The sequence below is a fragment of the Streptomyces mayteni genome (assembly GCF_054783955.1).
The window spans coordinates 16,186-39,937 of sequence record NZ_BAAGPR010000008.1 but is presented as its reverse complement, the minus strand read 5'-3'; the positions used below and the strand labels follow the sequence as shown (position 1 = coordinate 39,937).

At 72.9% G+C, this 23,752-nt stretch carries 22 protein-coding genes; 9 read left to right on the top strand and 13 right to left on the bottom strand.

What is annotated here, in order from left to right:
- Positions 1-45: 45 nt before the first annotated feature.
- The 6 genes from ccsB to hemL form a co-directional block, all read right to left on the bottom strand.
- A complete protein-coding gene (ccsB, locus tag ACYVPE_RS05990; RefSeq protein ID WP_461032342.1) occupies positions 46-1,149 on the bottom strand; it encodes a c-type cytochrome biogenesis protein CcsB in 1,104 nt (367 codons plus the stop codon).
- Positions 1,146-2,966: a cytochrome c biogenesis protein ResB gene (gene resB, locus ACYVPE_RS05985; RefSeq protein WP_461032341.1), complete on the bottom strand. Its 1,821-nt coding sequence runs from the start codon at positions 2,964-2,966 to the stop codon at positions 1,146-1,148. The genes ccsB and resB overlap by 4 nt, the downstream gene beginning before the upstream one ends.
- 4 nt (positions 2,967-2,970) lie before the next feature.
- Positions 2,971-3,714 carry a cytochrome c biogenesis CcdA family protein gene (locus ACYVPE_RS05980; RefSeq protein ID WP_461032340.1) on the bottom strand — a complete coding sequence of 248 codons (744 nt, stop codon included), beginning with the start codon at positions 3,712-3,714 and terminating at the stop codon, positions 2,971-2,973.
- A gap of 16 nt (positions 3,715-3,730) precedes the next feature.
- Positions 3,731-4,333, bottom strand: a complete 603-nt coding sequence (locus ACYVPE_RS05975; protein ID WP_461032339.1) for a TlpA family protein disulfide reductase — start codon at positions 4,331-4,333, stop codon at positions 3,731-3,733.
- Positions 4,334-4,417: 84 nt separating this feature from the next.
- Complete coding sequence (locus ACYVPE_RS05970) at positions 4,418-5,101, bottom strand: histidine phosphatase family protein (protein ID WP_461032338.1); 684 nt, start codon at positions 5,099-5,101, stop codon at positions 4,418-4,420.
- A 40-nt stretch (positions 5,102-5,141) separates the two neighbouring features.
- Positions 5,142-6,515, bottom strand: coding sequence for a glutamate-1-semialdehyde 2,1-aminomutase (hemL, locus tag ACYVPE_RS05965; RefSeq protein WP_461032337.1), 1,374 nt, complete (start codon positions 6,513-6,515; stop codon positions 5,142-5,144).
- Positions 6,516-6,640: 125 nt separating this feature from the next.
- Here hemL and ACYVPE_RS05960 point away from each other — a divergent pair, with 125 nt between their 5' ends.
- The 5 genes from ACYVPE_RS05960 to ACYVPE_RS05940 all read left to right on the top strand — a co-directional run bounded on the left by ACYVPE_RS05960 (position 6,641) and on the right by ACYVPE_RS05940 (position 10,985).
- Positions 6,641-7,225, top strand: coding sequence for a hypothetical protein (locus tag ACYVPE_RS05960; protein WP_461032336.1), 585 nt, complete (start codon positions 6,641-6,643; stop codon positions 7,223-7,225).
- Between the two features lie 135 nt (positions 7,226-7,360).
- On the top strand, positions 7,361-8,080 hold the full coding sequence (locus ACYVPE_RS05955; RefSeq protein WP_461032335.1) for a DUF3558 domain-containing protein: 720 nt from the start codon (positions 7,361-7,363) through the stop codon (positions 8,078-8,080).
- A gap of 82 nt (positions 8,081-8,162) precedes the next feature.
- Positions 8,163-8,918: a DUF3558 domain-containing protein gene (locus ACYVPE_RS05950; protein ID WP_461032334.1), complete on the top strand. Its 756-nt coding sequence runs from the start codon at positions 8,163-8,165 to the stop codon at positions 8,916-8,918.
- A gap of 134 nt (positions 8,919-9,052) precedes the next feature.
- Positions 9,053-10,747 carry a DUF2637 domain-containing protein gene (locus tag ACYVPE_RS05945; protein WP_461032333.1) on the top strand — a complete coding sequence of 565 codons (1,695 nt, stop codon included), beginning with the start codon at positions 9,053-9,055 and terminating at the stop codon, positions 10,745-10,747.
- Positions 10,748-10,808: 61 nt separating this feature from the next.
- Positions 10,809-10,985 (top strand): hypothetical protein, encoded by a 177-nt coding sequence (locus ACYVPE_RS05940; protein WP_461032332.1) that lies wholly within the window; start codon positions 10,809-10,811, stop codon positions 10,983-10,985.
- A gap of 6 nt (positions 10,986-10,991) precedes the next feature.
- Here ACYVPE_RS05940 and ACYVPE_RS05935 read toward each other — a convergent pair whose 3' ends face one another.
- Positions 10,992-11,279 (bottom strand): DUF6191 domain-containing protein, encoded by a 288-nt coding sequence (locus ACYVPE_RS05935; protein ID WP_461032331.1) that lies wholly within the window; start codon positions 11,277-11,279, stop codon positions 10,992-10,994.
- A gap of 106 nt (positions 11,280-11,385) precedes the next feature.
- Between ACYVPE_RS05935 and ACYVPE_RS05930 the strand changes: the two genes are divergently transcribed.
- On the top strand, positions 11,386-11,988 hold the full coding sequence (locus tag ACYVPE_RS05930) for a GNAT family N-acetyltransferase (RefSeq protein ID WP_461032330.1): 603 nt from the start codon (positions 11,386-11,388) through the stop codon (positions 11,986-11,988).
- Between the two features lie 53 nt (positions 11,989-12,041).
- Positions 12,042-12,542 carry a hypothetical protein gene (locus tag ACYVPE_RS05925; protein WP_461032329.1) on the top strand — a complete coding sequence of 167 codons (501 nt, stop codon included), beginning with the start codon at positions 12,042-12,044 and terminating at the stop codon, positions 12,540-12,542.
- Between the two features lie 255 nt (positions 12,543-12,797).
- Here ACYVPE_RS05925 and lysS read toward each other — a convergent pair whose 3' ends face one another.
- Entirely contained in the window at positions 12,798-14,531 is a 1,734-nt protein-coding gene (gene lysS / locus ACYVPE_RS05920; RefSeq protein ID WP_461032328.1) for a lysine--tRNA ligase, read from the bottom strand.
- Positions 14,532-14,628: 97 nt separating this feature from the next.
- Between lysS and argS the strand changes: the two genes are divergently transcribed.
- Positions 14,629-16,389: an arginine--tRNA ligase gene (argS, locus tag ACYVPE_RS05915; protein ID WP_461032327.1), complete on the top strand. Its 1,761-nt coding sequence runs from the start codon at positions 14,629-14,631 to the stop codon at positions 16,387-16,389.
- Positions 16,390-16,625: 236 nt separating this feature from the next.
- Positions 16,626-17,855, top strand: a complete 1,230-nt coding sequence (locus ACYVPE_RS05910) for a S8 family peptidase (RefSeq protein WP_461032326.1) — start codon at positions 16,626-16,628, stop codon at positions 17,853-17,855.
- A 74-nt stretch (positions 17,856-17,929) separates the two neighbouring features.
- Here ACYVPE_RS05910 and ACYVPE_RS05905 read toward each other — a convergent pair whose 3' ends face one another.
- The 5 genes from ACYVPE_RS05905 to ACYVPE_RS05885 all read right to left on the bottom strand — a co-directional run bounded on the left by ACYVPE_RS05905 (position 17,930) and on the right by ACYVPE_RS05885 (position 23,313).
- Positions 17,930-19,171 (bottom strand): hypothetical protein, encoded by a 1,242-nt coding sequence (locus ACYVPE_RS05905; protein ID WP_461032325.1) that lies wholly within the window; start codon positions 19,169-19,171, stop codon positions 17,930-17,932.
- Between the two features lie 172 nt (positions 19,172-19,343).
- Entirely contained in the window at positions 19,344-20,465 is a 1,122-nt protein-coding gene (locus ACYVPE_RS05900; protein ID WP_461032324.1) for a serine hydrolase domain-containing protein, read from the bottom strand.
- A gap of 2 nt (positions 20,466-20,467) precedes the next feature.
- A complete protein-coding gene (locus tag ACYVPE_RS05895) occupies positions 20,468-21,259 on the bottom strand; it encodes an SDR family NAD(P)-dependent oxidoreductase (RefSeq protein WP_461032323.1) in 792 nt (263 codons plus the stop codon).
- 17 nt (positions 21,260-21,276) lie between these two features.
- Positions 21,277-22,245, bottom strand: a complete 969-nt coding sequence (hemB, locus tag ACYVPE_RS05890) for a porphobilinogen synthase (protein WP_461032430.1) — start codon at positions 22,243-22,245, stop codon at positions 21,277-21,279.
- Between the two features lie 96 nt (positions 22,246-22,341).
- The gene (locus tag ACYVPE_RS05885; RefSeq protein ID WP_461032322.1) at positions 22,342-23,313 is read right to left on the bottom strand and encodes an arsenic resistance protein; all 972 of its coding nucleotides are present in this window, start codon (positions 23,311-23,313) and stop codon (positions 22,342-22,344) included.
- Positions 23,314-23,752: the final 439 nt, after the last annotated feature.

The window sequence follows — 23,752 nt, the reverse complement described above, 5'->3', positions numbered from 1 at the left end:
GGGGGCCCGTTCGTCGTTCGGATTCCGTCGTTCGGACGGTGCGGCTCACACGCCGCCGTAGCCGTGCAGGCTGTTGAAGAAGATGTTGACGCCGTAGTAGTTGATCAGGAAGCAGACCAGCCCGGCGATGCACAGGTAGGCGGTCCTGCGGCCCTTCCAGCCGGCCGTGGAGCGGGCGTGCAGGTAGATGGCGTAGACGATCCAGGTGATGAACGCCCAGGTCTCCTTCGGGTCCCAGCCCCAGTAGCGGCCCCACGCGTTCTCGGCCCAGATGGCGCCGGCGACGATGGTGAAGGTCCAGAACGGGAAGACCGCCGCATTGATCCGGTAGGAGAAGCGGTCCAGGGTGAGGGAGGAGGGCAGCCGCTCCAGCACCGAGGTGGCGAACCTGCCCGGCTGCTCGCCGGCGGCCAGCTTGGCCTCGTAGCGGTCCCGGAAGAGGAAGAGGACGGCGCCGACCGCGCCGACGTACATCAGCGCGCCGCAGATGATCGCCAGCGGGACGTGGATCATCATCCAGATCGAGTCGAGCGCCGGCACCAGCTGCGTCGAGTCGTTGTAGAGCACGGTCACCGCGAGGCCGAGGTCGAGCAGCACGGTGGTGGCCAGCGGCAGGCCGAGCCAGCGGACGTTCCGGCGGAAGGCCAGGAAGCCCAGGTAGGTGGCGACCAGGACCATCGAGAAGGCGGTGGAGAACTCGTACATGTTGCTCCACGGCCCACGCCCCACGGCGATGGTGCGGGCGACGACGCCGCCGAGGTGGAGCAGGAACGCGAGGGCGGTCAGCGAGACCGCGATCCGCCCGAACGTGTCACCCCGCTCGTCGCCGCCGGCCGCGCCCGGGCCGTCGGGGACGGCGTCGCGCTCGGGCGTGGCGGAGCGGGTGACGATCTTCGGCCGGTCGAGGACGGAGGTCGCGCCGCCCTTCCTGACCACGACGGCCGGCCGCTGCGCCGGCACGTCGGACGACTCGGCCGCCTCGCCGGACCCCGCGTCGCCGAGCGCGGCGGCGGTGCGGGCCACCCGGCTGCGGCTGCCGAAGATCCACTCGGCGGTGTAGGCGACGAACGTCAGCGCGTAGACGGCCATCGCCGTGTAGATCAGCAGGTTGCTGAAATCGGCCAGGCCCTCGTCTGCGGCGAGCGTCATGAGCGTGCTCCTTCGGCGGCGGACTCTTCAGAGGTATCAGACCCGGGGCCCGCTTCGGTGTCGGCAAGCAGCGTGGGGTCGGCGGGCAGCATGGGGGCGGCCGGCGCGAGGGCCGCAGCGAGGGCGGCCAGCTCCTCCGGGATCCGGTTGGACTCGGTGCGGCCGAGGGACGCCATCTCGACGACGGTGTGGCCGTCCGCGTGCGGGTAGGCGCGCACCCAGACGCGGCGGCGCTGGAGCAGCAGCGAGGCGGCGAGGCCGGCGATGGCGGCGAGCGAGCCGCCGAGCGCCCAGCTGTTGCCGGCCCGGGTGGAGATCTGGAAGGTGGCCCAGCGCTCGAAGCCCTGGAACTCCAACGTGCCCATGTCGTTGGGCAGGTCGATGGACTCGCCGGGCCGCAGGTCGAAGCGGAAGAGGTCGCCGGTGTCCGCGTCGACCAGCTGTTCCATGTCGCTGGTGTCGAGCTGGTAGACGTTCTGCGGCAGGCCGGAGTCGATGCCGAGGTCGCCGTGGTAGCCGGTGAGGGTGAGGACCGGGTCGTCCGGGTCGGGGAAGGTGGAGTGCGGGCCGCGGACCTCGTCGATGTTGTAGGTGGGGCTGAAGAAGCCCTGGAAGCCGAGCTGTTCAGGATCGCCCTGCGGGTTGGTGTAGTCGGGCACCTTGACGACGCCGACCGAGGTGAGGGCCTGGTCCTGCGGGATGAACGGGACGGGGCCGCTGAACGCGACGTCGCCCTGGCCGTCGGTGACCCGGACGACGGGCGCGAAGCCGTGGCCGAGCAGCCGCACCCGCTCGGCGCCGATGGCGAGCGGCTCGTTGACCTGGACGGTGGTGGAGTGCTCGGTGCCGTCCGCGGTGCGGTAGGTGACGTCGGCGTCGAACCGGGAGGGGGTGCCGAGGTCGGGCCCTGAGCGGACGAACTCGGCGTGGAACTCGTCGAGCGTGAAGCCGAAGTCCCCCAGGTCGTTCGTGTCGTAGAACGGGCCGGAGGAGAAGTCGTCGTACTGGGTGAGGTTGTTGGTGAAGTCGTAGCCCTCGACGACCAGCTTGCCGCCCTCCGCGTAGTAGAGGCGGCCGGCGGCGAAGGCGATCAGCAGTACGACGAGCGAGAGGTGGAAGACGAGGTTGCCGACCTCCCGCAGATAGCCCTTCTCGGCGGCGACGTGGGACCGGCCGCCGCGCTCGCCCTCGCCCGCGCCCTCCAGGAGGTCGGTGCGGAAGCGGCGGCGGCGCAGCTGGCGGTGCGCGGCGTCGAGCACGTCGGCCGGGTCCGCCTCGGTGCGCCAGGTGGTGTAGGCCGGCATCCGGTCCAGGCGGCGGGGGGCGCGCGGCGGGCGGCCGCGCAGCTGGCCGACGAACTGCCAGCTGCGCGGGATGATGCAGCCGACGAGCGAGACGAACAGCAGCAGGTAGATCGCCGAGAACCAGACGGAGGAGTAGACGTCGAAGAGCTGGAGGGTGTCGTAGAAGGACGACAGGCCGGGGTTGCGCTCCTTGAACTCCTCGACGGTGACGGCGCTGGCGTTGTTCTGCGGGATCATCGAGCCGGGGATGGCGGCCAGCGCCAGCAGGAAGAGCAGGATCAGGGCGACCCGCATCGACGTCAGCTGGCGCCAGAACCACCGTGCCCAGCCGAGCAGTTCGCGCCCGAGCCAGGCGAGGTAGCCGCCGGCCCCCGGTGCGCGGGGGCCGCCGAACGAGCCGGCGACGGCAGCGGTCTCCGGCTCCTCGACGGGCGCGGTGGAGAGCCCGCCGGTGGCGGCCTCGTCCGCGCTCTGGTCGGCGGCAGTCTGGTCGGCGGCTGTCTGGTCGGCCATGTCGTCAGATCCAAATCTGGAAGTCGGCGGCCCAGACCTGCATCTCGTAGACGATGCGGTCCCAGACACCGGTGAACAGCAGCACGCCGGTGGTGATGAGCATGGCTCCGCCGAGCCGCATCACCCAGGCATAGTGGCGCTTGACCCAGCCGAAGGCGCCGAGCGCCCGCCGGAAGGCGAGCGCGGCGACGATGAACGGCAGGCCGAGGCCGACGCAGTACGCGACCATCAGCAGCGCGCCCCGCCCCGCGGTCGCCTCGCTGAACGCCAGCGCCTGCACGGCGGCCAGCGTCGGGCCGATGCAGGGCACCCAGCCGACGCCGAAGACGAAGCCGAGCACGGGGGCGCCGGCGAGGCCGACCGCCGGCCTGGTGTGCAGCCGGAACTCGCGCTGGGTGAGCCGGGGCATGAAGCCGAGGAAGATCAGCCCGAACACGACGATCAGCACCCCGAAGACCTTGTTCAGGACCTCCCGGTGGTTGATCAGGTTGGCGCCGAAGCTGCCGAAGAGCGCGCCGCCGGAGACGAAGACGACCGAGAAGCCCAGGATGAACAGCAGTGCCCCGAGGAGCATCCGGCCGCGTCTCGCGTCCTTGAGGTCGGCGCCGCCGACCCCGGTGACGTAGGAGAGATAGCCCGGCACCAGCGGCAGCACGCAGGGCGAGAAGAACGACACCAGGCCGCCGAGCACCGCCACCGGCAGGGCCAGCAGCAGTGCGCCGCTCAGTACCGTCTCGTTGGGATTCATCGCACGGTCACTCGGCTCACTCTTCGGCGATCACGGGTTCCAGCGCCGCCAGCAGGTCGTCCTCGGTGAGCGCGCGCAGCGCCCGGGCCGCGATCCGGCCCTCCCGGTCGATGATCAACGTGCTGGGGATGGCCTGCGGGTTGAGCGTGCCGTTGGGGAACTCGCCGACCAGCCGGCCGTTGGGGTCGAAGAAGCTGGGGTACTCGACCTCGTAGTTGCGCTCGAAGGCCAGCGCGTTGTCCCTGCTCAGATCCCGGGTGTTGAGGCCCACGAACCGGACGCCGCGGTCGGCGGTGGCCTCGGCGGCGGCGACCAGGTGCGGGGCCTCGGCGCGGCAGGGCGCGCACCAGGAGCCCCAGACGTTGAGCACCACCACGTCGCCCCGGTAGTCGGAGAGGCTGATCTCCTCGCCCTCCAGGGTCTCGCCCGTGAGGTCGGGCGCCTCGACCCGCTCGGCGACGGCGACCCGGCTGATCTCACCGGTGCCCTCGACGTAGTTGGTGCCGTCGCCGCTGGCGCCGTCGCTGTCCCCGCCGCTACAGGCGCCCAGGACCAGCACGCCGGTCAGCGCGACCGCGGCGCCTCTGGCGACCCTGCCGAAAGCCCGGATCTGGATCATGTGAAAAGTTTCCCATGCGCCTTTTGACGATCTTGCCCGCCCCCCACCTAGGCGGAAAACCCAGGTCAGACGGGGTATGGGCGTCTAGGCGCCGAAGCCGGGCGCCTGGTCCTTCGTCGGCTTCGCGCCGGCCCGCAGGTGCTCGGGGACGAGGTCGATGGCCGGCTCGGTGTAGGTGACGGCAACGATCTCGTCGCCCCGGTAGGTGAAGCTGGTCAGCGACGCCAGGGTGCACTGCCGGCTGCGCGGGTCGTGCCACAGCCGGCGGCGCTCGACGTAGCTGCGCAGGATCCAGATCGGCAGTTGGTGGCTGACGACGACCGCCTCGTGGCCGCGGGCCGCGTCGCGCGCCGCGTCGACCGCGCCCTTCATCCGCACCACCTGCTCGACGTACGGCTCGCCCCAGGAGGGGCGGAAGGGGTTGCGCAGGTGGCGCCAGTTGCCCGGGCGGCGGAGCGCGCCGTCGCCGACGCCGAAGGCGCGGCCCTCGAAGACGTTGGCCGCCTCGATCAGCCGGCCGTCGGTGGCCAGGTCGAGGCCGTGCGCCTTGGCGATCGGAGTGGCGGTCTCCTGGGCGCGCTCCAGCGGCGAGGCGACGACGTGGGTGACGTCGTTGCCCGCGAGGTGCGCGGCGACCCGCTCGGCCATCTCCCGGCCGAGGGCCGAGAGGTGGTAGCCGGGCAGCCGCCCGTAGAGCACGCCGGTCGGGTTCTCCACCTCGCCGTGCCGCATCACATGGACGACGGTCCGCTCGCTGCTGTCGCTCATCGCTGTCCCACAGTCCCTCTGTCCGCTGTGTCGTTGTCTGCTAGGAGGTCGTTCTCTGGTCCTCGGCCGCCTCGGCCGCCCCGGTCGCCTCGGCCGCGGCGCGGGCGGCCGCCGGCAGGGCGGCGGCGATCCGCTCCAGGGCGCGCTCGTCGTGGGCGGTGGAGACGAACCACGCCTCGAAGGCGGACGGCGGCAGGTAGACGCCGCGTTCCAACATGGCGTGGAAGAAGGCGGTGTAGCGGAAGGTGTCCTGGGCCTTGGCGCCGGTGAAGTCGGTCACCTCGTCGGCGGTGAAGAACACCGAGAACATGTTGCCGGCCGCCGAGACGGTGTGGGCCACGCCCTCCTTGGCGAGCGCCAGGCTGGCCAGGCCGCGCAGTTCGGCCGAGGTGGCGTCGATCCCGGCGTAGGCGGCGTCGTCCAGGAGCCGGAGCTGGGCGAGGCCGGCGGCGGTGGCCACCGGGTTCCCCGAGAGGGTGCCGGCCTGGTAGACGGGGCCCGCGGGGGCGAGCCGGTCCATCACGTCGGCCCGGCCGCCGAAGGCCGCGGCCGGGAAGCCGCCGCCCATCACCTTGCCGAAGGTGATCAGGTCGGGGACGACGCCCTCCAGGCCGAACCAGCCGGCGGCGCTCAGCCGGAAGCCGGTCATCACCTCGTCGGAGATCAACAGCGCGCCGTGCGCCGCGCACAGGTCCTTCAGGCCCTGGTTGAAGCCGGGCTTCGGCGGCACCACGCCCATGTTGCCCGGCACCGCCTCGGTGATCACACAGGCGATCTCGCCGGGGTGCGCCTCGAACGCGGCGCGCACGGCGGCCAGGTCGTTGTAGGGCAGGACCACGGTCTCGCCGGCCTGGGCGCCGGTGACGCCCGGGGTGTCGGGCAGCCCGAAGGTGGCGACGCCCGAGCCGGCGGAGGCCAGCAGCGCGTCCACGTGGCCGTGGTAACAGCCGGCGAACTTGATCACCTTGGCGCGGCCCGTGAAGCCGCGGGCCAGCCGGATCGCGGACATGGTGGCCTCGGTGCCTGAGGAGACAAGACGCACCCGCTCGACGGGCGCCACCCGGGCCACGATCTCCTCGGCCAACTCGACCTCGCCGGGGGTCGGGGTGCCGAAGGAGGTGCCGCGCTCGACGGCGGCCCGCACCGCGTCCAGCACGACCGGGTGCGAGTGGCCGAGAATCATCGGCCCCCAGGAGCAGACGAGGTCCACGTACTCCCGGCCGTCCGCGTCGGTCAGGTACGCACCGGAACCGGACACCATGAACCGGGGCGTACCACCCACGGCGCCGAAGGCGCGCACGGGAGAGTTCACGCCGCCGGGAATCACCTCGGCGGCACGAGCGAACAACGTCTGGGAGACTGGCGCCACCGATTGCGCGGAATCCGCTGAATAGGATGAGGTCACGCGATCCATGGTGTACATGGTGACAGAGCCCCTTACAGCTCGGTGTCGGGGCGTTTCGCCGGCGCCTGACGGGGGAGGTCTCTGAAACGATGATCGGGTTGCGCGGCGGGGGTCGCGAATAGTCAGGTGGTGACATGCAGCGCGGTGGCGAAGTGGGCGAGGGAACCGGGGACCCGGGGCCGGAGGCCGCGGGGCCGCGTGCGCGCGCCCGTCGAGGGCGTCACCGTCGCAAACTGGAGGGCGGATCGGGCGCCGAGTTCGACTTCGGCGACCGGGGCAGCCGGATGGCCGTAACGTACAAGTACTTCGGCGCCCCCGACGGCGCCACGGCGGCCAGGGTGCCGCTCTCGATGCGGCCCGAGGAGCTCGGCGGGGACGAGCTGGGCCAGGGCATGTTCACCAGCATCAAGCCGGAGACGATGGCCGCCATGGTCCTCACCGGCATCGAGGGCATACCCCTGCACCGGGTGCCGCCGCTGGAGCTCGTGGTGCTCCACCCCGACTACGCGGTCGTGAAATTGCCCACAACCGCGGTGGACCCGCTGCGCGGCATCGGCGACGAGACGGTCGGCGCGGCCGCGTTCATCTGGTCCACCGTGCCGGACCGCAGCGGGCCGAGCGACGCGTTCGGCGTCTACCAGCTGCTCAACGAGTGGCAGGACTTCTCCCGCCGGCTGCACGAGGCCGGCCACCAGCCCTACTGCCTGGTCTGGCCGTAACGCCGGCCCCGCCGAACCCCCCGGAACTCCCGCACACCACCCCTCACCTGGCCCCTCGCGCCGTCCATGAGGTAGACATGGTCCCCCGTCGGTCGACGACCGGGCCGGGCTCTGTGGACGAGGGAGGGCGACCCGGTGCAGCGCGCCGCGACTAACCGCACCGCGACGATCAGGCGTGCCATCGCCGCCACGCTGGCGGCCCTGGCCATCGGCGGTCTCGCGTCCTGCCAGGCCGGCCTCGGCGGCACGGACGACGGGACGAACGCCGGCGCGGCCGCCGGCGCCACCGGCTCCCAGCCGCCCCAGCCCGGGCGGTTCTCGGTGCTCCCCGAGCCCTGCGGCTCGGTGCCCGCCGAGAGCCTGCTCGAACTGCTCCCCGACGCCGACGAGGAGGCGTACGCGGGCCAGCCGCAGGCCACCTTCGACACCGGCCGGCGGGTCGGCTGCGTCTGGCACCACGCGATCGCGAACGAGTCGCGCCGGCTCGCCGTGGACTTCGAGCGCATCGTCTCCTATGACGCGGGCGTCAGCGACGACGACCAGGCCGAGCTCGACTTCGAGGAGCTGGCCGACGCGTCCGGGGTCTCGGTGGCCAGCCCCTCGGCCCCCAGCGACCCCCTCGGAGCCCGGCTGCTCGATGGCATTGGTCACGTCGCGTTCATCGACGAGCAGCTGACCAGCGACAACGCCCAGGAGCAACACGACGTACAGGTGGCATTTCGGACCGCGAACGTTATCGTCACCGTGAACTACACCGTGTCGACCACCGGCACCGGCGGCGCGCCCGACAGCGCGCAGCTCCAGCAGCGGGCCCAGACCGTGGCCCAGCGGCTCGCCGGTGGTTTCGACGGCTGAGCGCGTTTCGGGCGCGCCGCGGACGCCTCGGCGTACCGTGTGCTCGCAACGGCTCGGCCGAGACAACTGGAGCGAAGTAACCATGGACCGTACCGCCTCCCGACCCGCCTCGCGCCTCGCTGTTCGCGCGGTGGCCCTGGCCGCACTGCCGGTGCTGGTGGTCACCGGTTGTTCCTCGTCGTCCGACTCCTCCGACGACGCGTCGCAGGACAACGAGCCGCAGAGCGTCGCCCCCACCCCCGAGCCGGTGCGGTTCGAGGCGCTGCCCGAGCCGTGCGGGACGATCGCCGAGGACACCGTGGGGAACGTGGTGCCCCAGGCCGACGCGAGCGGCGAGACGCTCAGCTCCTCCGACACCAACACGTCGGCCGCCTGCCTGTGGAGCGGCCTCGACGACTTCCAGTTCCGCTCGCTCACCGTGGCGCTGCGCCGCTTCGACTCCGACCTGTCGCTTGGCAGCGGCGACGAGCGCGCCACCGCGTACGTCCAGCAGATGGTGGACGAGGTCGCGGGCGACGACGCCAACCGGGACGTCGAGTCCGCGGAGCTGGCCGAGACGGGCGACGCCGCCACGTCGATCGGCTACTCCGTCACCAAGGCCGGCGGGGAGGACGAGAGCGAGCAGGACTACCGCCAGCAGCGGGTCGTCTCCCGCGTCGGCAACATCGTGCTGACCCTGGACTACTCGGGCGCCGGCTTCGAGGGCGACGACATGCCGTCCGCCGACAGCGTCAGGGAGGCCGCCGAGACCGCGGCCCGCGAGGCCGTCGGCAACGTGACCGCGGCGGAGGACGCCCCGGCCGAGGAGGGCGAGGAGCAGCAGGAGGGCGACGCCTGACCGCGCCCCCGCTCGCCGGCCCGGTCGTCGGCCCGGTCGTCAGCAGTTGAACATCGAACCCCTGATCGAGCACGCGACTTGACGCGTGTGCGAGTCTGTCCCCTGACCTTGTCATGACCGGGGAGGGTTCTCGCGTGGCCGCCATCAAGCTGACACGCCCGCACCGAATACTGGTCGGCATCATCCTGGCCGGCGCCGTGCTCATCGCGGCGATCGGCTTCGTCGGCTCCTACACGGCGGTGCGCGAGCTGGCAGAGGAGAAGGGCTTCGGCGCCTTCTCCCCCTTCTTCCCGATCGGCGTCGACGCGGGCATCGTCGTCCTGCTCGCCCTCGACCTGCTGCTGACCTGGCTGCGGATCCCCTTCCCGCTGCTGCGGCAGACCGCCTGGCTGCTGACGGCCGCCACGATCGCCTTCAACGCGGCCTCCGCGTGGGGCGATCCCCTCGCGGTCGGCATGCACGGCATCATCCCGGTGCTCTTCATCATCACGATCGAGGCCGCGCGCCACGCGATCGGCCGGGTGGCCGACATCACCGCCGACAAGCACATGGAGGGGGTGCGGATGTGGCGTTGGCTGCTCTCGCCCGTCCCCACCTTCCGGCTGTGGCGCCGCATGAAGCTGTGGGAGCTGCGCTCCTACGAGCAGGTCATCGCGATGGAACGCGACCGCCTCGTCTACCAGGCGCGACTGCGCGCCGACTACGGCCGCGCGTGGCGCCGCCGGGCGCCGGTCGAGGCGCTGATGCCGCTGAAACTGGCCAGGTACGGGGTCCCTCTGGAGCAGTCGACCGGGCCTTGGCCCGGCGGGCGGAGCGGCGAGGTGACGGCCGGGACCGCCCCGGCCCTGCCGGTCGGCCCGCGCGACGCCGACGGTTGGGCGCCGGGCCCGAGTCCGGCCGGCGGAACGCCGGCACCGGCCGCCGCCAACGGCGTCCTGCCCGGCGCGGCCGGCCCGAACGGCCAGCCGACAAGCGCGGTTACCGCCGACGCCGCCTGGGCTGGCGCGGCCGGCCCCGACGGCGGGCCGGGCATCGCGGCCGCCGGCAACGGCGGTTCGGCGACGGTCCCGGCGAGCGCCGCCGCCGGCGGGACACCCGTGCCGGGCAATGCCCGGGCCGCCGAGGGGGGTTGGCCGACGGCCACCGCCGCGGTGCCCGGCGGAACGCCGGCAGGCAACACCGCGGCCCACAACGGCGGTTGGCCCGGCGCGGCCGAGCAGAACGGCGGGCCGGGAACCACGGCCGCCGCCAACGGAGTGTGGCCGGGCACGGCCGGGCCTGACGCCCGGCCAGGCAACGCGGCGTCCAGCAACGGCGGTTGGCCCGGCGCGGCCGGACAGAACGGCGGGCCGGGAAACCCGGCCGCCGCCAACGGCGCGGTGGCGGGCCCGGTGGAGGCCGCCGCCCTCGGCGGCCAGCCCGCAGGGCCCGGCGCCGGGGGCCGGCCGACCGGCCAGCCGGTCGACGCGTTCCTCGAAGAGGAACCCTGGTGGGCCGCCAACCAGCCGGACGAGGTCGACGACGACCAGCAGTCACAGCTGACCGTTCCGGTCGGTCCGGGACGTAGCCGGCCGCTGGGCGGCAACGCGGCGGCGCCCGAGGAGCCCGAGGACCCGGCCCGCAGCGAGATCTTCTACGCCGCCTACCGGCAGTACGTGAAGGAGCAGGGGGACTTCCCCAACGCCCGTCAGCTCTCCAGGTACCTGCACGAGGAGCACGGCATCACCGACGCGGACGGCACGCTGCTGAGCGAGCAGTACCTGCGCGAGTTCACCCGCACCCGCGGGTTCAAGGAGCGCTACAAGGCGGAGATGGGCACCGGCGGCTGAGCGGCCGGGGAGCGGTGAGGCTCCCGCCTGTTCCGGAGTACACCACTTGAGGAGTGACAGCATGAGTCGAAGACGGAGAACCGTTGTGCGGGTCGGGGTGGGGATCTTCGTCCTCGCCGCCTGCGTAGTGGTGACGGACGACGTACTCGGTCACCACTACGTGCGGGCGGTGGCGGTGGCGGCGCTCACCGTCGGCCTGCTCGCGGTGTCCCGCGGCGTGCTCCGTCCGGCCGGCTGAGGGCCGTCACGGCCGGTCCGGCAGCCGGATCACCGCCGTGCCGCCGGTCAGGTCGACCCGGGAACGGGGCGGCGCGGCGTCACCCTCCTCGTCCCGCAGCAGCGTCATCGTCTCCCGCTGCGCCAACTCGTGCTCCTTCCCCGGCAGCAGGCTGGCGTGCAGCATCTCGAAGCCGGTCGCCGAGACGCGGCCGCGTGACCTGCCGAGCGCGACCAGCACGAAACGGTCGAGGAAGGCCAGCGCGACCAGCCCGATGACCAGCCCGGGCAGCGTCATGAAGAGCACGAACTCCACGGTGCCTCCTCCCACTTCACCGCTCAGTATCCGTCACGCGTCAAGCTGTTCGCACTAGTGCAAGCAGCTGTTGCCGCTAGGGCGAAACCGGGTTAGCTTCGCTGCCATGCCCGCCACCACACCGCGCCCCACCGTCCTCACCGGCAAGCACGTCCGCCTGGAGCCGCTGGCCCTCGGCCACCTGGACGACCTCTTCGCGGCCGGCGGCTGCGCCGAGGAGGTCTGGCGCTGGGTGCCGAGGCCGGCCCCCCGCACCCGGGAGGAGCTGGGGCGGGCGCTCGCCGAGCTGCTGGCGGAGGGCGAGCGCGGCGCGCGGGTGCCGTTCGCCGTCGTCCACCGGGCCGACGGCCGGGCGATCGGCTGGACGGCGTTCATGGACATCGACGCGGGCGACGAGCGGTTGGAGATCGGCTACACCTGGTACGGCCCGGCGTACTGGCGCACCGCCGTCAACACCGAGACCAAGCTGCTGCTGCTCGGCCACGCCTTCGACGAACTCGGCATGGGGCGGGTGCAGTTGAAGGCCGATCACCGCAACGAGCGGTCGCAGGCGGCCATCGCGCGGCTCGGCGCGCGCCGCGAGGGCGTGCTGCGCCGCCACGTCCGCCGGTCGGACGGGACCTGGCGGGACACCGTGTACTTCTCGCTCCTGGCCACGGAGTGGCCGGCGGCCCGGGCCGCGCTCACCGCCCGCATGGACGCCGGCTAGGCTCCCGGGGAACCGCGGTTCGTCCACCGAGCCCGCCCCGCTGGAGGCAACGCATGGCCATGGTCGGCCTGTTCTGGATCACCGAGGACGCCGTCCACCTGGGGACCGAGCCCGCCGGCACCGCGTCCGGGGTGCGGCTGACGGCGGACGGCGTCGAGGCCCTGGGCACGGACCACGGCACGTCGTGGAGTTGGAGCGAGGTGCGGCGGATCGAGCCCCGCGACGTGCCCGTGCGGTCCACCGCGAGGCGGCTGGCGACCATGGCCTTCGACACCCTGTACGCGGCGATCACCGGCGACGGCGAGCTGCCGCCCGCCTACACCGTGCGCGTCGAAACCGCCGACGACGCCGTCGAGGTGGACGTCGTCTCCGCCGTCACCGGCGGTTTCTACACACCCGGCGAGTACGAGCTGTCCCGCGCGCTCCTCGACCGGCTCACCGAAGGCGGCGCCACCGTCGGCGACCTGCTCGCGTGGCGCCGCGAACAGCCGACCGACGGCACGCCGCCCCGCGAGGAGCGCGAGGCGCTGCTCCGCGCGTGGGCCGAGGCTTAGGGCCTGTCTTCCGGATCTTCGTGGGGCCGCGACGCCAGCTACGGCACCTCGCTGCGTTACCGAATCGCGCGAATACGGCCAAGTATGAGCTGCGCTGCGGTCGATGTGCGGCTCCGCCGCGTGGGGCGCCTTGCGCGAAGCGAATGGGGGCACTCCCCCAAGCACTCCGTGCAGGGGGCACCCCCACCCAGGCCGCCAGGCCTGGGGGAGCCAAGGCCTGATCCACGAAGACCCAAAAGACAGGCCCTAGGACCGCTAGCCGCCGAGCAGCGCCCGCACCCGGTCCGCGCCGACCGCGAGCAGCAGCGTGGGCAGCCGCGGCCCGGTGTCGTGGCCGACCAGCAGCCGGTACAGCAGCACGAAGAACTCCCGCTGCGCCACCTTCAGTTCGGGCGTCGGCTTGGCGTCGGCGGCGAGCCCGGCCTGGATCTTCGGCACGCCGTAGACCAGCGTCGTGAGCCCGTCGAGCGACCAGTGGTCGGCGAGGCCGTCCCGCAGCAGCCGCAGCGACTCGCGCCGCCGCTCGTCGAGCGAGGCCAGCAGTTCGGCGTCCGGCTCGACGCGCACCCGGGTGCGGGCGTCCTCCGGCATCTGGGTGGCCACCCAGCGGGCCGCCTTGTCGAGCCGCGGCCTGGTCTCGTCGAGCGAGCGCACCGGGTGCTCGGGGTCGAGCTCGGCGAGGATCCGCAACGTCTGCTCGTCCTCGCCTGTGGTGATGTCGACCACCGAGGTCAGCGTCCGGTACGGGAGCGCGCGGGGGGTCGCCGGCAGTTCGCCGGCCGCCGTGCCGGTGGCGCGCAGGTACGCGGCGGCATCGGCCGGCTGGGCCGTGCCGGCGGCCACCTTGCGGGCCAGCGCGTCCCACTCGTCGTAGGTGCGCAGGATCTCCGCGTCGAAGGCGATCTTGAAGGACTGGTTGGGCTTGCGCCGCGCGTACAGCCAGCGCAGCAGCGGCGCCTCCATGATCTCCAGCGCGTCGGCCGCGATCGGCACCCCGCCGCGCGAGCTGGACATCTTCGACATGCCGCTGATGCCGACGAAGGCGTACATCGGGCCGATCGGCTGGCGGCCGTCGAAGATCTCCTTCACCAGCTGCCCGCCGACCACCCACGAGGAGCCAGGCGAGTGGTGGTCGACGCCCGAGGGTTCGAAGATCACGCCCTCGTAGGCCCAGCGCATCGGCCAGTCGACCTTCCAGACCAGCTTGCCGCGGTCGTGCTTGGCCAGCTCCACCGTCTCCCGGTGGCCGCACTCGCAGGTGTAGGTCAGTTCGGTGGTCTCGTCGTCGTACGAGGTCACCGTGGTGGTGTCGCGCTCGCACACCGCGCAGTACGGCTTGTACGGGTAGTAGTCGTCGCTGCCGGCGCCGGCGCCGGCGCCGTCGTCCTCGGTGGCGGCGCCCGAGCCCTGCTCGACGGCCTCGACGTCGGCCTCGGCCTCGGCCTGCTTGGTGCGGTAGCGACCGAGGACGGCGTCGATCCGGCGGCGCTCGCGCATCGCGAACAGGATCTGCTCGCGGTAGGTGCCGCCGGTGTACTGCTCGGTCTGGGAGATGGCCCGCACCTCGATGCCGAGTTCGGCCATCGCGGCGAGCAGCGGGGCCTTGAAGTGCTCGGCCCAGCTGGCGTGGGGGCTGCCGGGCGGCGGCGGCACGGAGGTCAGCGGCTTGCCGATGTGCTCGTTCCACGAGGCGTCGACGCCGACGCCGGCCGGGACCTTGCGGAAGCGGTCGTAGTCGTCGAACGACAGCAGGTGCACGCAGTCGACGCCGCGCCGCCTGATCTCGTCGGCGACCAGGTGCGGCACCATGATCTCGCGGAGGTTGCCCAGGTGGACGGGGCCCGAGGGGCTGATCCCGGACGCGCAGACGACAACTGGAGCGGTAGCGACTGATGTCTCTTTCCCCGGGGCACGGCGCTCCGCCTCGGCGATGACGTCGTCCGCGAGTCGGGAGACCCAGTCGGCGGTCTCCTGGGTGGTCTGGGCCACGGTTGAGCACTTCCTCTGATCTGTGGTGTGGATCGGTGTCTCGGCCCCATTCTTCCACCCGGAAAACTGGTGGTGCCCCCGTGAAATACTGGCCGACATGAGCCCGGTCCCTTCCCTTGCCGAAGCCGTACAGCAGCGTGTCTCCGACGCCCTCGCCGCCGTCCTCCCGGAGGCCGCCGGCGCGGACCCGCTGCTGCGACGCAGCGACCGGGCGGATCTCCAGGCCAACGGGATGCTGGCGCTGGCGAAGCGACTCAAGAGCAATCCGCGGGAGCTGGCCGGCCGGGTGGTCGGCGAGGTCGCGACGGAGGGGCTGATCGGCGACATCGAGGTGTCGGGCCCCGGCTTCCTCAACATCACGCTGACCGACGAGGCGATCCTCCGCACCCTGATGGCGCGGGCGGCCGACGAGCGGCTCGGGGTGCCGGTCGCGGAGCGGCCCGGCACGATGATCATCGAGTACTCGCAGCCGAACGTGGCCAAGGAGATGCACGTCGGCCACCTGCGGTCCACGGTGATCGGGGACGCGCTGACGCGGATCATGGAGTTCCGCGGCGAGAAGGTGATCCGGCGCAACCACATCGGCGACTGGGGCACCCAGTTCGGCATGCTGACCCAGCATCTGATCGAGCACCCGGACGAGTTGGACCACCAGGCGGACGAGGCGAGCGGCGGCGCGGCCATGTCGCGGCTGAACCGGCTCTACCGGGACTCGCGGGCGGTCTTCGACTCCGACCCGGAGTTCAAGGAGCGGGCCAGGCGCCGGGTGGTCGCGTTGCAGGCCGGCGACCCGGAGACGATGGCGCTGTGGCAGCGGATCGTCGACGAGTCGAAGGTCTACTTCAACGCGATCTACCAGCGGCTCGGCGTGCTGCTGACCGACGACGACATCAGGGGCGAGTCCGCCTACAACGACGATCTCGTCGCGCTCTCCGAGGAGTTGGAGGAGTCCGGGGTCGCGGTCAGGTCGGACGGCGCGCTGTGCGTGTTCTTCGACGACATCAAGGGCCCGGACGACAAGCCGGTGCCGCTGATCGTGCGGAAGGCGGACGGCGGCTTCGGCTACGCGGCCACCGACCTGGCGGCGATCAGGAACCGGGTGGGCACCCTGCACGCGGACACCATGCTCTACATCGTGGACGCGCGGCAGGCGCTGCACTTCCGGATGGTCTTCGAGGCGGCGCGGCGGGCCGGCTGGCTGCCGGAGGGTGTGGCGCACCACCTGCCGTTCGGCACGGTGCTCGGCAAGGACGGCAAGCCGTTCAAGACCCGGTCGGGCGACACGGTGCGGCTGATGGACCTGCTGGACGAGGCGGTCGAGCGGGCGGCCGAGGTGGTGGCGTCGAAGGCGCCCGACCTGTCGCCGGACGAGGTCGCCGAGCGCGCCGCGGACGTGGGCATCGGCGCCGTCAAGTACGCGGACCTCTCGACCTCCAGGGCCCGGGACTACGTCTTCGACCTGGACCGGATGGTCTCGCTCAACGGCGACACGAGCGTCTACCTGCAGTACGCCTACGCCCGTATCCAGTCGATCCTGCGCAAGGCGGCCGAGCGGGGCGCCGCGGCGGCCCCGCACCCGGAGCTGCCGCTGGCGCCGGCCGAGCGGGCACTCGGCCTCCAGCTGGACGGCTTCGGGGAGACGCTGGCGTCCGTGGCCGAGACCTACGAGCCGCACAAGCTGGCGGCGTACCTCTACGGTCTCGCCTCGCAGTTCACCACGTTCTACGACCAGTGCCCGGTGCTCGCGGCGCCGGAGCCGGCGATGGTGGCCAACCGGCTCTTCCTGTGCGAGCTGACGGCGCGCACGCTGCGGGAGGGCATGGCGCTGCTCGGCATCCACACCCCCGAGCGCCTGTAGGGCCTGCCGGCCGGCCGTTTACGCCACATGTCCTGGTGTCACGCCACCCCCGGGGTGGCGTGACATTCTCATGACAAACAGATGTCCGCCGGGGACGCCCCCTTGCCGGATTCCTCTGCATCGACGAATCTTTCGGGCTGACGGGCGTGACACTTCCTCCGGGATGTCATGGCCACGCCATGTGACGCCCTTCGCACCCCACACCGGCGCACCACCAATGAGGAGGAGACCCCTCGATGGCGCGTAACACCCCCACCCGCACCAGCCGGCGCACCATTGTCCTGGCCACCACAGCGGCCATGGCACTCGGCCTCGGCGCGATGCTCCCCGCCACCGCCCAGGCCGCGCCGAGCGCCCCCAGCCTGGCCGAGGTTCGGGAGCTGATACCCAACGCCGAGGCCGCGGGCACCGTCACGGACAGCTACATCGTCCAGCTGCGGGACAACGTCGTCCATGCCGAGTCGGCCGGCGGCGAGCGGATCGCCGAGTCCCACGGCGCGGAGATCGTCGACGAGTTCCCCGAGACGCTCAACGGCTACGCGGTCGAGGCCACCCTGGCGGAGGCCCTCGAACTCGCCGCCGACCCCGCGGTGGCCACCATCACCCAGAACCAGCGGGTCAGCGTCGCCGCCACCCAGCCCAACCCGCCGTCCTGGGGCATCGACCGGATCGACCAGGCCGACCTGCCGCTGAACCAGTCGTACACCTACCCCGACCACGGCGGGCAGGGCGTCACCGCGTACGTCCTCGACACCGGGGTGCGCACCACGCACACCACCTTCGGCGGCCGCGCCGTGTTCGGCTACGACTACTTCAACCAGGGCGGCGCCGACGGCCACGGCCACGGCACCCACGTCGCCGGCACCATCGCGGGCGCGACCTTCGGCGTCGCCAAGGCCGCCCGCATCGTCAACGTCCGGGTGCTGAACAACTCGGGCGGCGGCACCACCGCCTCGGTGGTCGGCGGCATCGAGTGGGTCACCGCCAACCACAGCGGGCCCTCCGTCGCCAACATGAGCCTCGGCGGCGGCGTCGACACCACCCTGGACGCGGCCGTCCGCGCCTCCATCGCCTCCGGCGTGACCTACGCCATCGCGGCCGGCAACAACTCCGGCGCCAACGCCAGCAACTACTCGCCGGCGCGGGTCGCCGAGGCCATCACGGTGGCGTCCAGCCAGAGCAACGACGCGCGGTCCAGCTTCAGCAACATCGGCTCCGTCGTCGACATCTACGCCCCCGGCACCAGCATCACCTCGTCCTGGGGCACCAGCAACACCGCCACCAACACCATCTCGGGCACCTCGATGGCGACCCCGCACGTCGCCGGCGCGGCCGCGCTCTACCTGGCCACCAACCCGTCGGCCACCCCGGCCCAGGTCCGCAACGCCCTGGTCGCGGCCGGCGAACCGAACACCGTCACCAACGCGGGCGCCAGCACCACGACCACCCTGCTCCAGGTCGGCTGACGACTCTCACCGCAGTCCGCGCCTCCTTCCGCGCGCTCCGCGCGGAAGGAGGCGCGGCCTTTCCGCCGGGTCGGTCAGCCCGCGTGGGCGTAGGCGACCAGCCGTTGGGTGTCCTCGTCCTGGAAGACGCCCATGCCGGCGAGGTCCGCGAGCGGGAAGACGGTGCCCGCGGGGAGTTCGGTCGTGTCGCCGGTGGCGATGTCGACCTGGACCGGGATCTCCTCGAAGGCCTCCGTGTCGGCGAGGGTGCCGTACGCCTGCCCCCGGTCGTCGAGGCCGGAGAAGGTGACCGTGTCGGTGCCGGTGTCGTACGACCCCTCGAAGCAGCGTCCCGTGCCCTCCTCCAGGTCGAAGACCCGCGTGCCGTTGGCCACGTAGCGGCCGTTCGCCGAGCGGGCCGCGTAGTCGTCGTTCGTCGGGTACCCCTGCGCGCAGTCGACCGTGGCCAGCGTCTCGCCGGTGACGGCGTTCAGCACGGTCCAGGTGAACTCGCCGCGCCCCTCCCCCGGGCTCCACTGGGCGACGAGCAGGTCGTCGGCGACCAGGTCGACGAACGGGTCGTCGGGCAGCGCGTGTTCGGGGGCCGCCTCGGCGCTCGACCAGACGTCGGGCACCCAGAAGCTGCCGTCGTCGGAGTTGGCGACCAGGGGCCCCTCGGGCGTGAGGGCGCGGATCTCACCGGAGGGGTAGCACATCAGGTCGCAGTCGTTCGGCTGCACCAACGCGTCAGGGTCGTACGGGGTGGTGGCGCCGGTCGCCGGATCGACCCCGACGAACAGTTCGTATCCGCTGACGAGCAGCCCGCCGCCGGCGTCGCCGACCTCGCCGTCGCCCTCGACCTCGACGTGGTGCGTCGGCTCGACGCCCTCGCCGGAGGCGTCGGCGGCGAAGATGTCGAGGGAGACCGTGTCGGGGCCGCCGCCGTCCGCGCCCACCGACCAGGCCACCAGATAGTCCTGACCGCCGAGGGTGGTCGCGAGGGCGGCGAGCACCGCGTCCCCGCCGATGCCCCGCAGGGGCGCCGAGCTCCAACGGGTCTCGCCGGTCGCCGCGTCGAGAACGGTGAAGCCACCGGACGCCGTCTCGGCGCCGGTGAACACGGCGACGGCCTCGGCCGAGGGGAGCGCCAGCGGCGTGCCGCTGACGTCCGACTCCCAGCCTGCGCCGGTGTCGTAGCCGCCTGGCACCATCAACTGGAGGCCGGGCGCCCCCTGTTCGGCCGAGCCGGGTTCGCCGCCCGAGGAGCCGGCGGGCTCACCGCCCTTGCCCGAGGAATCCCCCTCCCCGTCGGAACCCCCGCCACACGCCGTCAGCATGCACATGGCAACCATGCCGACGAAAGCCACCCTCGCTCGCACCGCGTTCCCCCTGTATCGCCTGGATGTACGGCAATCAGCGTAGGCATTGGTCAACACCGGTCACTCACGCCTCACACGTTCCGCGAACCGGACTCTCCACCATCAGCGCAAGCACGGGAAATCGGCCCCGCTACCCCCGCGCCGCCGCCACCGCCCGTGCCAGCGCCGAGGCGACCGCCCGACGGTACGCCCCGTCCCGGCCCCGGTCCCGCGTCGGGTGCACCCGGTTGGTGAGCAGCACGAGCAGCACCCCGGTCGCCGGGTCGGCGACCACGCTGGTGCCGGTGAAGCCGGTGTGGCCGAACGCCGTCGGCGAGGCCAACTCCCCCATGAAGCTCGGCTGGTTCAGCTGCCAGCCGAGGCCACGCGCCGCGCCCTCGCCCCACCCCGCGTTGTGGTCGGTCAGCATCTCCCGCACCCACCGCTCGCCGAGCAGCCGCACCCCGCCGTACCCGCCGCCGTTCAGCATCGTCTGGGCCAGCACCGCCACGTCCCACGCCGTGCCGAAGACGCCGGCGTGCCCGGCGACGCCGCCCAGCAGGTAGGCGTTCTCGTCGTGCACCGAGCCCCGCACCGTGCCCCGGCCGGTCCACGGCTGGAACTCGGTCGCCGCGATCCGCTCCCGCCAGCCGGCCGGCGGGTTGTAGCGGGTGTCGGCGAGCCCCAGCGGCCCGGTGACCAGCTCGGCGACCAGCTGGTCGAGCCCGCGCCCCGCGATCCGCTCGGCCAGCGTGCCGAGCACGACGAGACCGAGGTCCGAGTAGCGGTAGCCGGGCGACCTGGGCAGCGCCGCGATCGCCGCGAGCCTGGCCTCGGCGTCCGGGTAGGGCCCCAGGTCGAGCCAGGCCGGCAGCCCGGCCGTGTGGGTGAGCAGCCGCCGCGCCGTCACCACCACCGGCCCCGGCTCGCCCCGGAACGCCGGCAGCCGGGCGGAGAGCGGCTCGTCCAGGTCGAGCGCCCCGCGCTCGACGAGCCGCACCACCACCGTGGCCGTGAACAGCTTGGAGAGCGACGCCAGGTCGAACACCGTGTCCCGCCGGGTCGCCACCGACTCGCCGCCGTGGAGCACCGCGAAGCCGCGCGCCTCGTACGCCACGACCACCCCGTGCCGGGCGGCGAGCAGCGTGAAACCGGGATACGCGGGCCGCGCGGCGGCCGGCCCGTCGAGGAACGCCTCGGCCGCCGGCACGATCCGCGCGGCCGCCGCCGCGCCGAGCCCCGCCTCCGCCGGGCTCCCGAAGCGCAGCCGCACCGTCAGAGCTCCCGGTGCACCTTGGTGTTGGAGGCCTGCGCGCGCGGCCGCAACACCAGCAGGTCGACGTTCACGTGCGGCGGCCTCGTCACCGCCCAGGTGATCGAGTCCGCCACGTCCTCCGCGGTCAGCGGCTCCGCGACGCCCGCGTAGACCCGGTCGGCGGCCGCCGCGTCGCCCCGGAAGCGGGCGAGCGAGAACTCGTCCGTGCGGACCATGCCGGGCGCGATCTCGATGACCCGCACCGGCGTGCCGACGATCTCCAGGCGCAGCGTCTCCGCCAGCACGTGGGCGCCGTGCTTGGCCGCCGCGTAGCCGGCGCCGCCCTCGTAGGTGCCGAGCCCGGCCGTCGACGACACCACGAGCACCGTGCCGGCACCCGAGGCCGTCAACGCGGGCAGCAGCGCCTGCGTCATGTGCAGCACGCCCAACACGTTGACCTCGTACATCGCGCGCCACTCGGCCGGGTCGCCCTCGGCCACCCGGTCCATGCCGAGCGCGCCGCCCGCGTTGTTGACCAGCACGTCGCACCGGTCGAGCAGGCCGGCGAACGCGTCGACCGCCTCGCGGTCGGTGACGTCGACCTGGTGGGCCTCGACGCCCTCGTGGCCGGCCCCGCTCAACTCCTCGGCCAGCGCCTCGATCCGGTCGAACCGGCGGGCCACCAGCACCACCCGGTAGCCGGCGGCGGCCAGCCGCCTGGCCGTGGCCGCGCCGATTCCGCTGCTCGCCCCGGTGACGACGGCGGTGGGCTGGGTGGACACGTGCGTAGCCTCCTGCACTCGCTCGCTCATGACGCGCCGCTCGCGGCTCAGCGGAGCCGCGCGGCGAACTCCGTGGCCCAGTAGGTCAGGATCAGGTCGGCGCCGGCCCGCTTGAAGGCCGTCAGCGTCTCCTCGATCGCCCGCTCCCGGTCTACCCAGCCGCGCTCGGCGGCGGCCTCGACCATCGCGTACTCGCCGGAGATCTGGTACGCCGCCACCGGCACAGGCGAGGCGTCCGCGATCGACCGCAGCACGTCCAGGTAGGGCAGGCCGGGCTTGACCATCACCATGTCCGCCCCCTCGGCCAGGTCGAGCTCCAGCTCCCGCAGCGCCTCGCGGGCGTTGGGCGCGTCCTGCTGGTAGGCCCTGCGGTCGCCGGTGAGCGACGAGTTGACCGCCTCGCGGAACGGGCCGTAGAAGGCCGAGGCGTACTTCGCGGTGTAGGCGAGCAGCGCCACGTCCTGGTGGCCCGCCTCGTCGAGCGCCCGTCTGACGTGGCCGACCTGGCCGTCCATCATGCCGCTCGGCCCGAGCACGTGTGCGCCGGCGGACGCCTGGACCAGCGCCATCTCGGCGTACCGCTCAAGGGTGGCGTCGTTGTCCACGTTGCCCTCGGCGTCGAGCACGCCGCAGTGGCCGTGGTCGGTCACCTCGTCGAGGCACAGGTCCGACATCACCACCAGCGCGTCGCCGACCTCGGCCCGCACGTCGCGCAGCGCGACCTGGAGGATCCCTTCCGGGTCGGTGCCAGGCGTGCCGATCGCGTCCTTCTTCGCCTCCTCAGGCACCCCGAACAGCATGATCCCGCTCAGCCCGGCCTCGGCCGCCTCCACGGCGGCCTTCCGCAGCGAGTCGCGGCTGTGCTGCACGACGCCGGGCATCGACGCGATGGGCACCGGCTCCGCCACGCCCTCGCGGACGAAGGCCGGCAGGATCAGATCCGCCGGATGCAGCCGGTTCTCCGCCACCATCCGCCGCATCGCCACCGTGCCACGCAGCCGACGCGGCCGCACCATGGGAAACCCGCTCACGACACCCTCTTCGCCTGTTCGCTCTCGGTCCTCACGCCCACCGTACGCCTCCGGTACGACACCGGGTCCTGCCCCCCGACTTCAGCCGGCCGGCAGCAGCCGCGGCACCCACCGGACGTAGACCACCATGCCGACCACCTCGACCAGGGTCTGCGCGACCACCACCACCGCGGCGATCGCCAGCCCGTCGGGCAGCGCCAGGGCGAGGGGCAGCACGACGAGCGAGTTGCGGGTCGCCCCGGTGAACACGACCGCCCGGCCCGCGGGCACGTCGAGCCGGAACAGCCGGGCGACGGCCAGCCCGCCGAACGCCATCACGACCAGGAACACCACGTAGAACGGCACCACCCTGGCCACGTCCGACAGGCTGTCGTCCAGCTTCGGCACCTGGGACGCGACGACGGTCAGCAGGGTGGCGGCCATCAGCGGCACCATCGCCGTGCCCATCGCCTCGGCGGTCCGCCGCCCGGCCGGACGGCGAGCCGCCCACGCCTGGGTGAGCCAGGCCAGCCCGAGCGGGACGACGATCAGCAGCACGAACGCCTCGACGAACGGCCCGACCTCCACCACGTCGGCCAACTCCGGGCCCATGAAGACGAACAGGAAACCGGGCAGCAGCGCCATCTGCGCCACCAACAGCAACGGCGTCGCCGCGAGCAGCCGGTCGCTGCTGCCGCCCGCCATGCCGCTGAACACGATCACGTAGTCCACGCACGGGCACAGCAGCACAAGCAGCACGCCGAGCCGCAGCGCCTGGTCCTGCGGCAGCAGCACGAACATCGCCGCGACCACCAGCGGCGCGAGCACGAAGTTGACGGTCAACGCCGCGCCAAGGAACCGCCCGGCCCGCAACGACCGCAGCAACTCGGCGGCCGGCACCTGCAGGAACGTCACATAGAGCAGCGCGGCGAGCACCGGATTGATCGCGTGCTCGAGCCCCGGCCCCACGGCGGGCGCCGCCAGCCCCACCACCGCCCCGGCCGCCATCGCGCCCCCGTAGACGGCGAGCTGATGCCGCTCCATGGCGACGACCAGACCGGTTTCCTGCGACAACGTGCACACCTTCGACGAATCGGAACGAACGGCAGGGCCCGGCCCCTGCCGGGCCCTGCCGGGCGGGCTTGGCCGGGCAGGCGGGACCCGGATGGGCCCTGCGGGGGCCCTGCCGGGCCGGGCAGGCCGCCGGCCCCCCTGCGGGCCCACGGGCCCGGGCAAGACCTGGCCGAGGGTCCGAAGGACCGCCACCGTAGGCCCGGCGGGCCTCCGGCCCGAGGCCGAAACCCGCGACCCGGGGTTGGCCGGGCGCGACGGCCACGTGGGCCCGGCCGGCCCAGGACCGGGTCGCCCGTACGACCACCGAGGCCAGCACCACGCTCCGCGGACCCACGGGCCCGGGCAGCCCGCGCCGGCCGACAGTCCGAAGGACCGCCCTCGCATGCCCGGCGGGCCTACGGACCGGCCCGGAACCCGCGACCCCCGGGACCCGGGATTG

Coding starts and splice junctions, on each gene's coding strand:
- ACYVPE_RS05910 (WP_461032326.1), top strand. CDS start 16,626: ATGGCGCGTAACACCCCCACCCGCACCAGCCGGCGCACCATTGTCCTG.
- argS (WP_461032327.1), top strand. CDS start 14,629: ATGAGCCCGGTCCCTTCCCTTGCCGAAGCCGTACAGCAGCGTGTCTCC.
- ACYVPE_RS05925 (WP_461032329.1), top strand. CDS start 12,042: ATGGCCATGGTCGGCCTGTTCTGGATCACCGAGGACGCCGTCCACCTG.
- ACYVPE_RS05960 (WP_461032336.1), top strand. CDS start 6,641: ATGCAGCGCGGTGGCGAAGTGGGCGAGGGAACCGGGGACCCGGGGCCG.
- ACYVPE_RS05975 (WP_461032339.1), bottom strand. CDS start 4,333: ATGATCCAGATCCGGGCTTTCGGCAGGGTCGCCAGAGGCGCCGCGGTC.
- ACYVPE_RS05950 (WP_461032334.1), top strand. CDS start 8,163: ATGGACCGTACCGCCTCCCGACCCGCCTCGCGCCTCGCTGTTCGCGCG.
- resB (WP_461032341.1), bottom strand. CDS start 2,966: ATGGCCGACCAGACAGCCGCCGACCAGACTGCCGCCGACCAGAGCGCG.
- ACYVPE_RS05980 (WP_461032340.1), bottom strand. CDS start 3,714: ATGAATCCCAACGAGACGGTACTGAGCGGCGCACTGCTGCTGGCCCTG.
- ACYVPE_RS05940 (WP_461032332.1), top strand. CDS start 10,809: ATGAGTCGAAGACGGAGAACCGTTGTGCGGGTCGGGGTGGGGATCTTC.
- ACYVPE_RS05905 (WP_461032325.1), bottom strand. CDS start 19,171: ATGCTGACGGCGTGTGGCGGGGGTTCCGACGGGGAGGGGGATTCCTCG.
- ACYVPE_RS05895 (WP_461032323.1), bottom strand. CDS start 21,259: ATGAGCGAGCGAGTGCAGGAGGCTACGCACGTGTCCACCCAGCCCACC.
- ccsB (WP_461032342.1), bottom strand. CDS start 1,149: ATGACGCTCGCCGCAGACGAGGGCCTGGCCGATTTCAGCAACCTGCTG.
- ACYVPE_RS05970 (WP_461032338.1), bottom strand. CDS start 5,101: ATGAGCGACAGCAGCGAGCGGACCGTCGTCCATGTGATGCGGCACGGC.
- ACYVPE_RS05930 (WP_461032330.1), top strand. CDS start 11,386: ATGCCCGCCACCACACCGCGCCCCACCGTCCTCACCGGCAAGCACGTC.
- hemL (WP_461032337.1), bottom strand. CDS start 6,515: ATGGATCGCGTGACCTCATCCTATTCAGCGGATTCCGCGCAATCGGTG.
- hemB (WP_461032430.1), bottom strand. CDS start 22,245: ATGGTGCGGCCGCGTCGGCTGCGTGGCACGGTGGCGATGCGGCGGATG.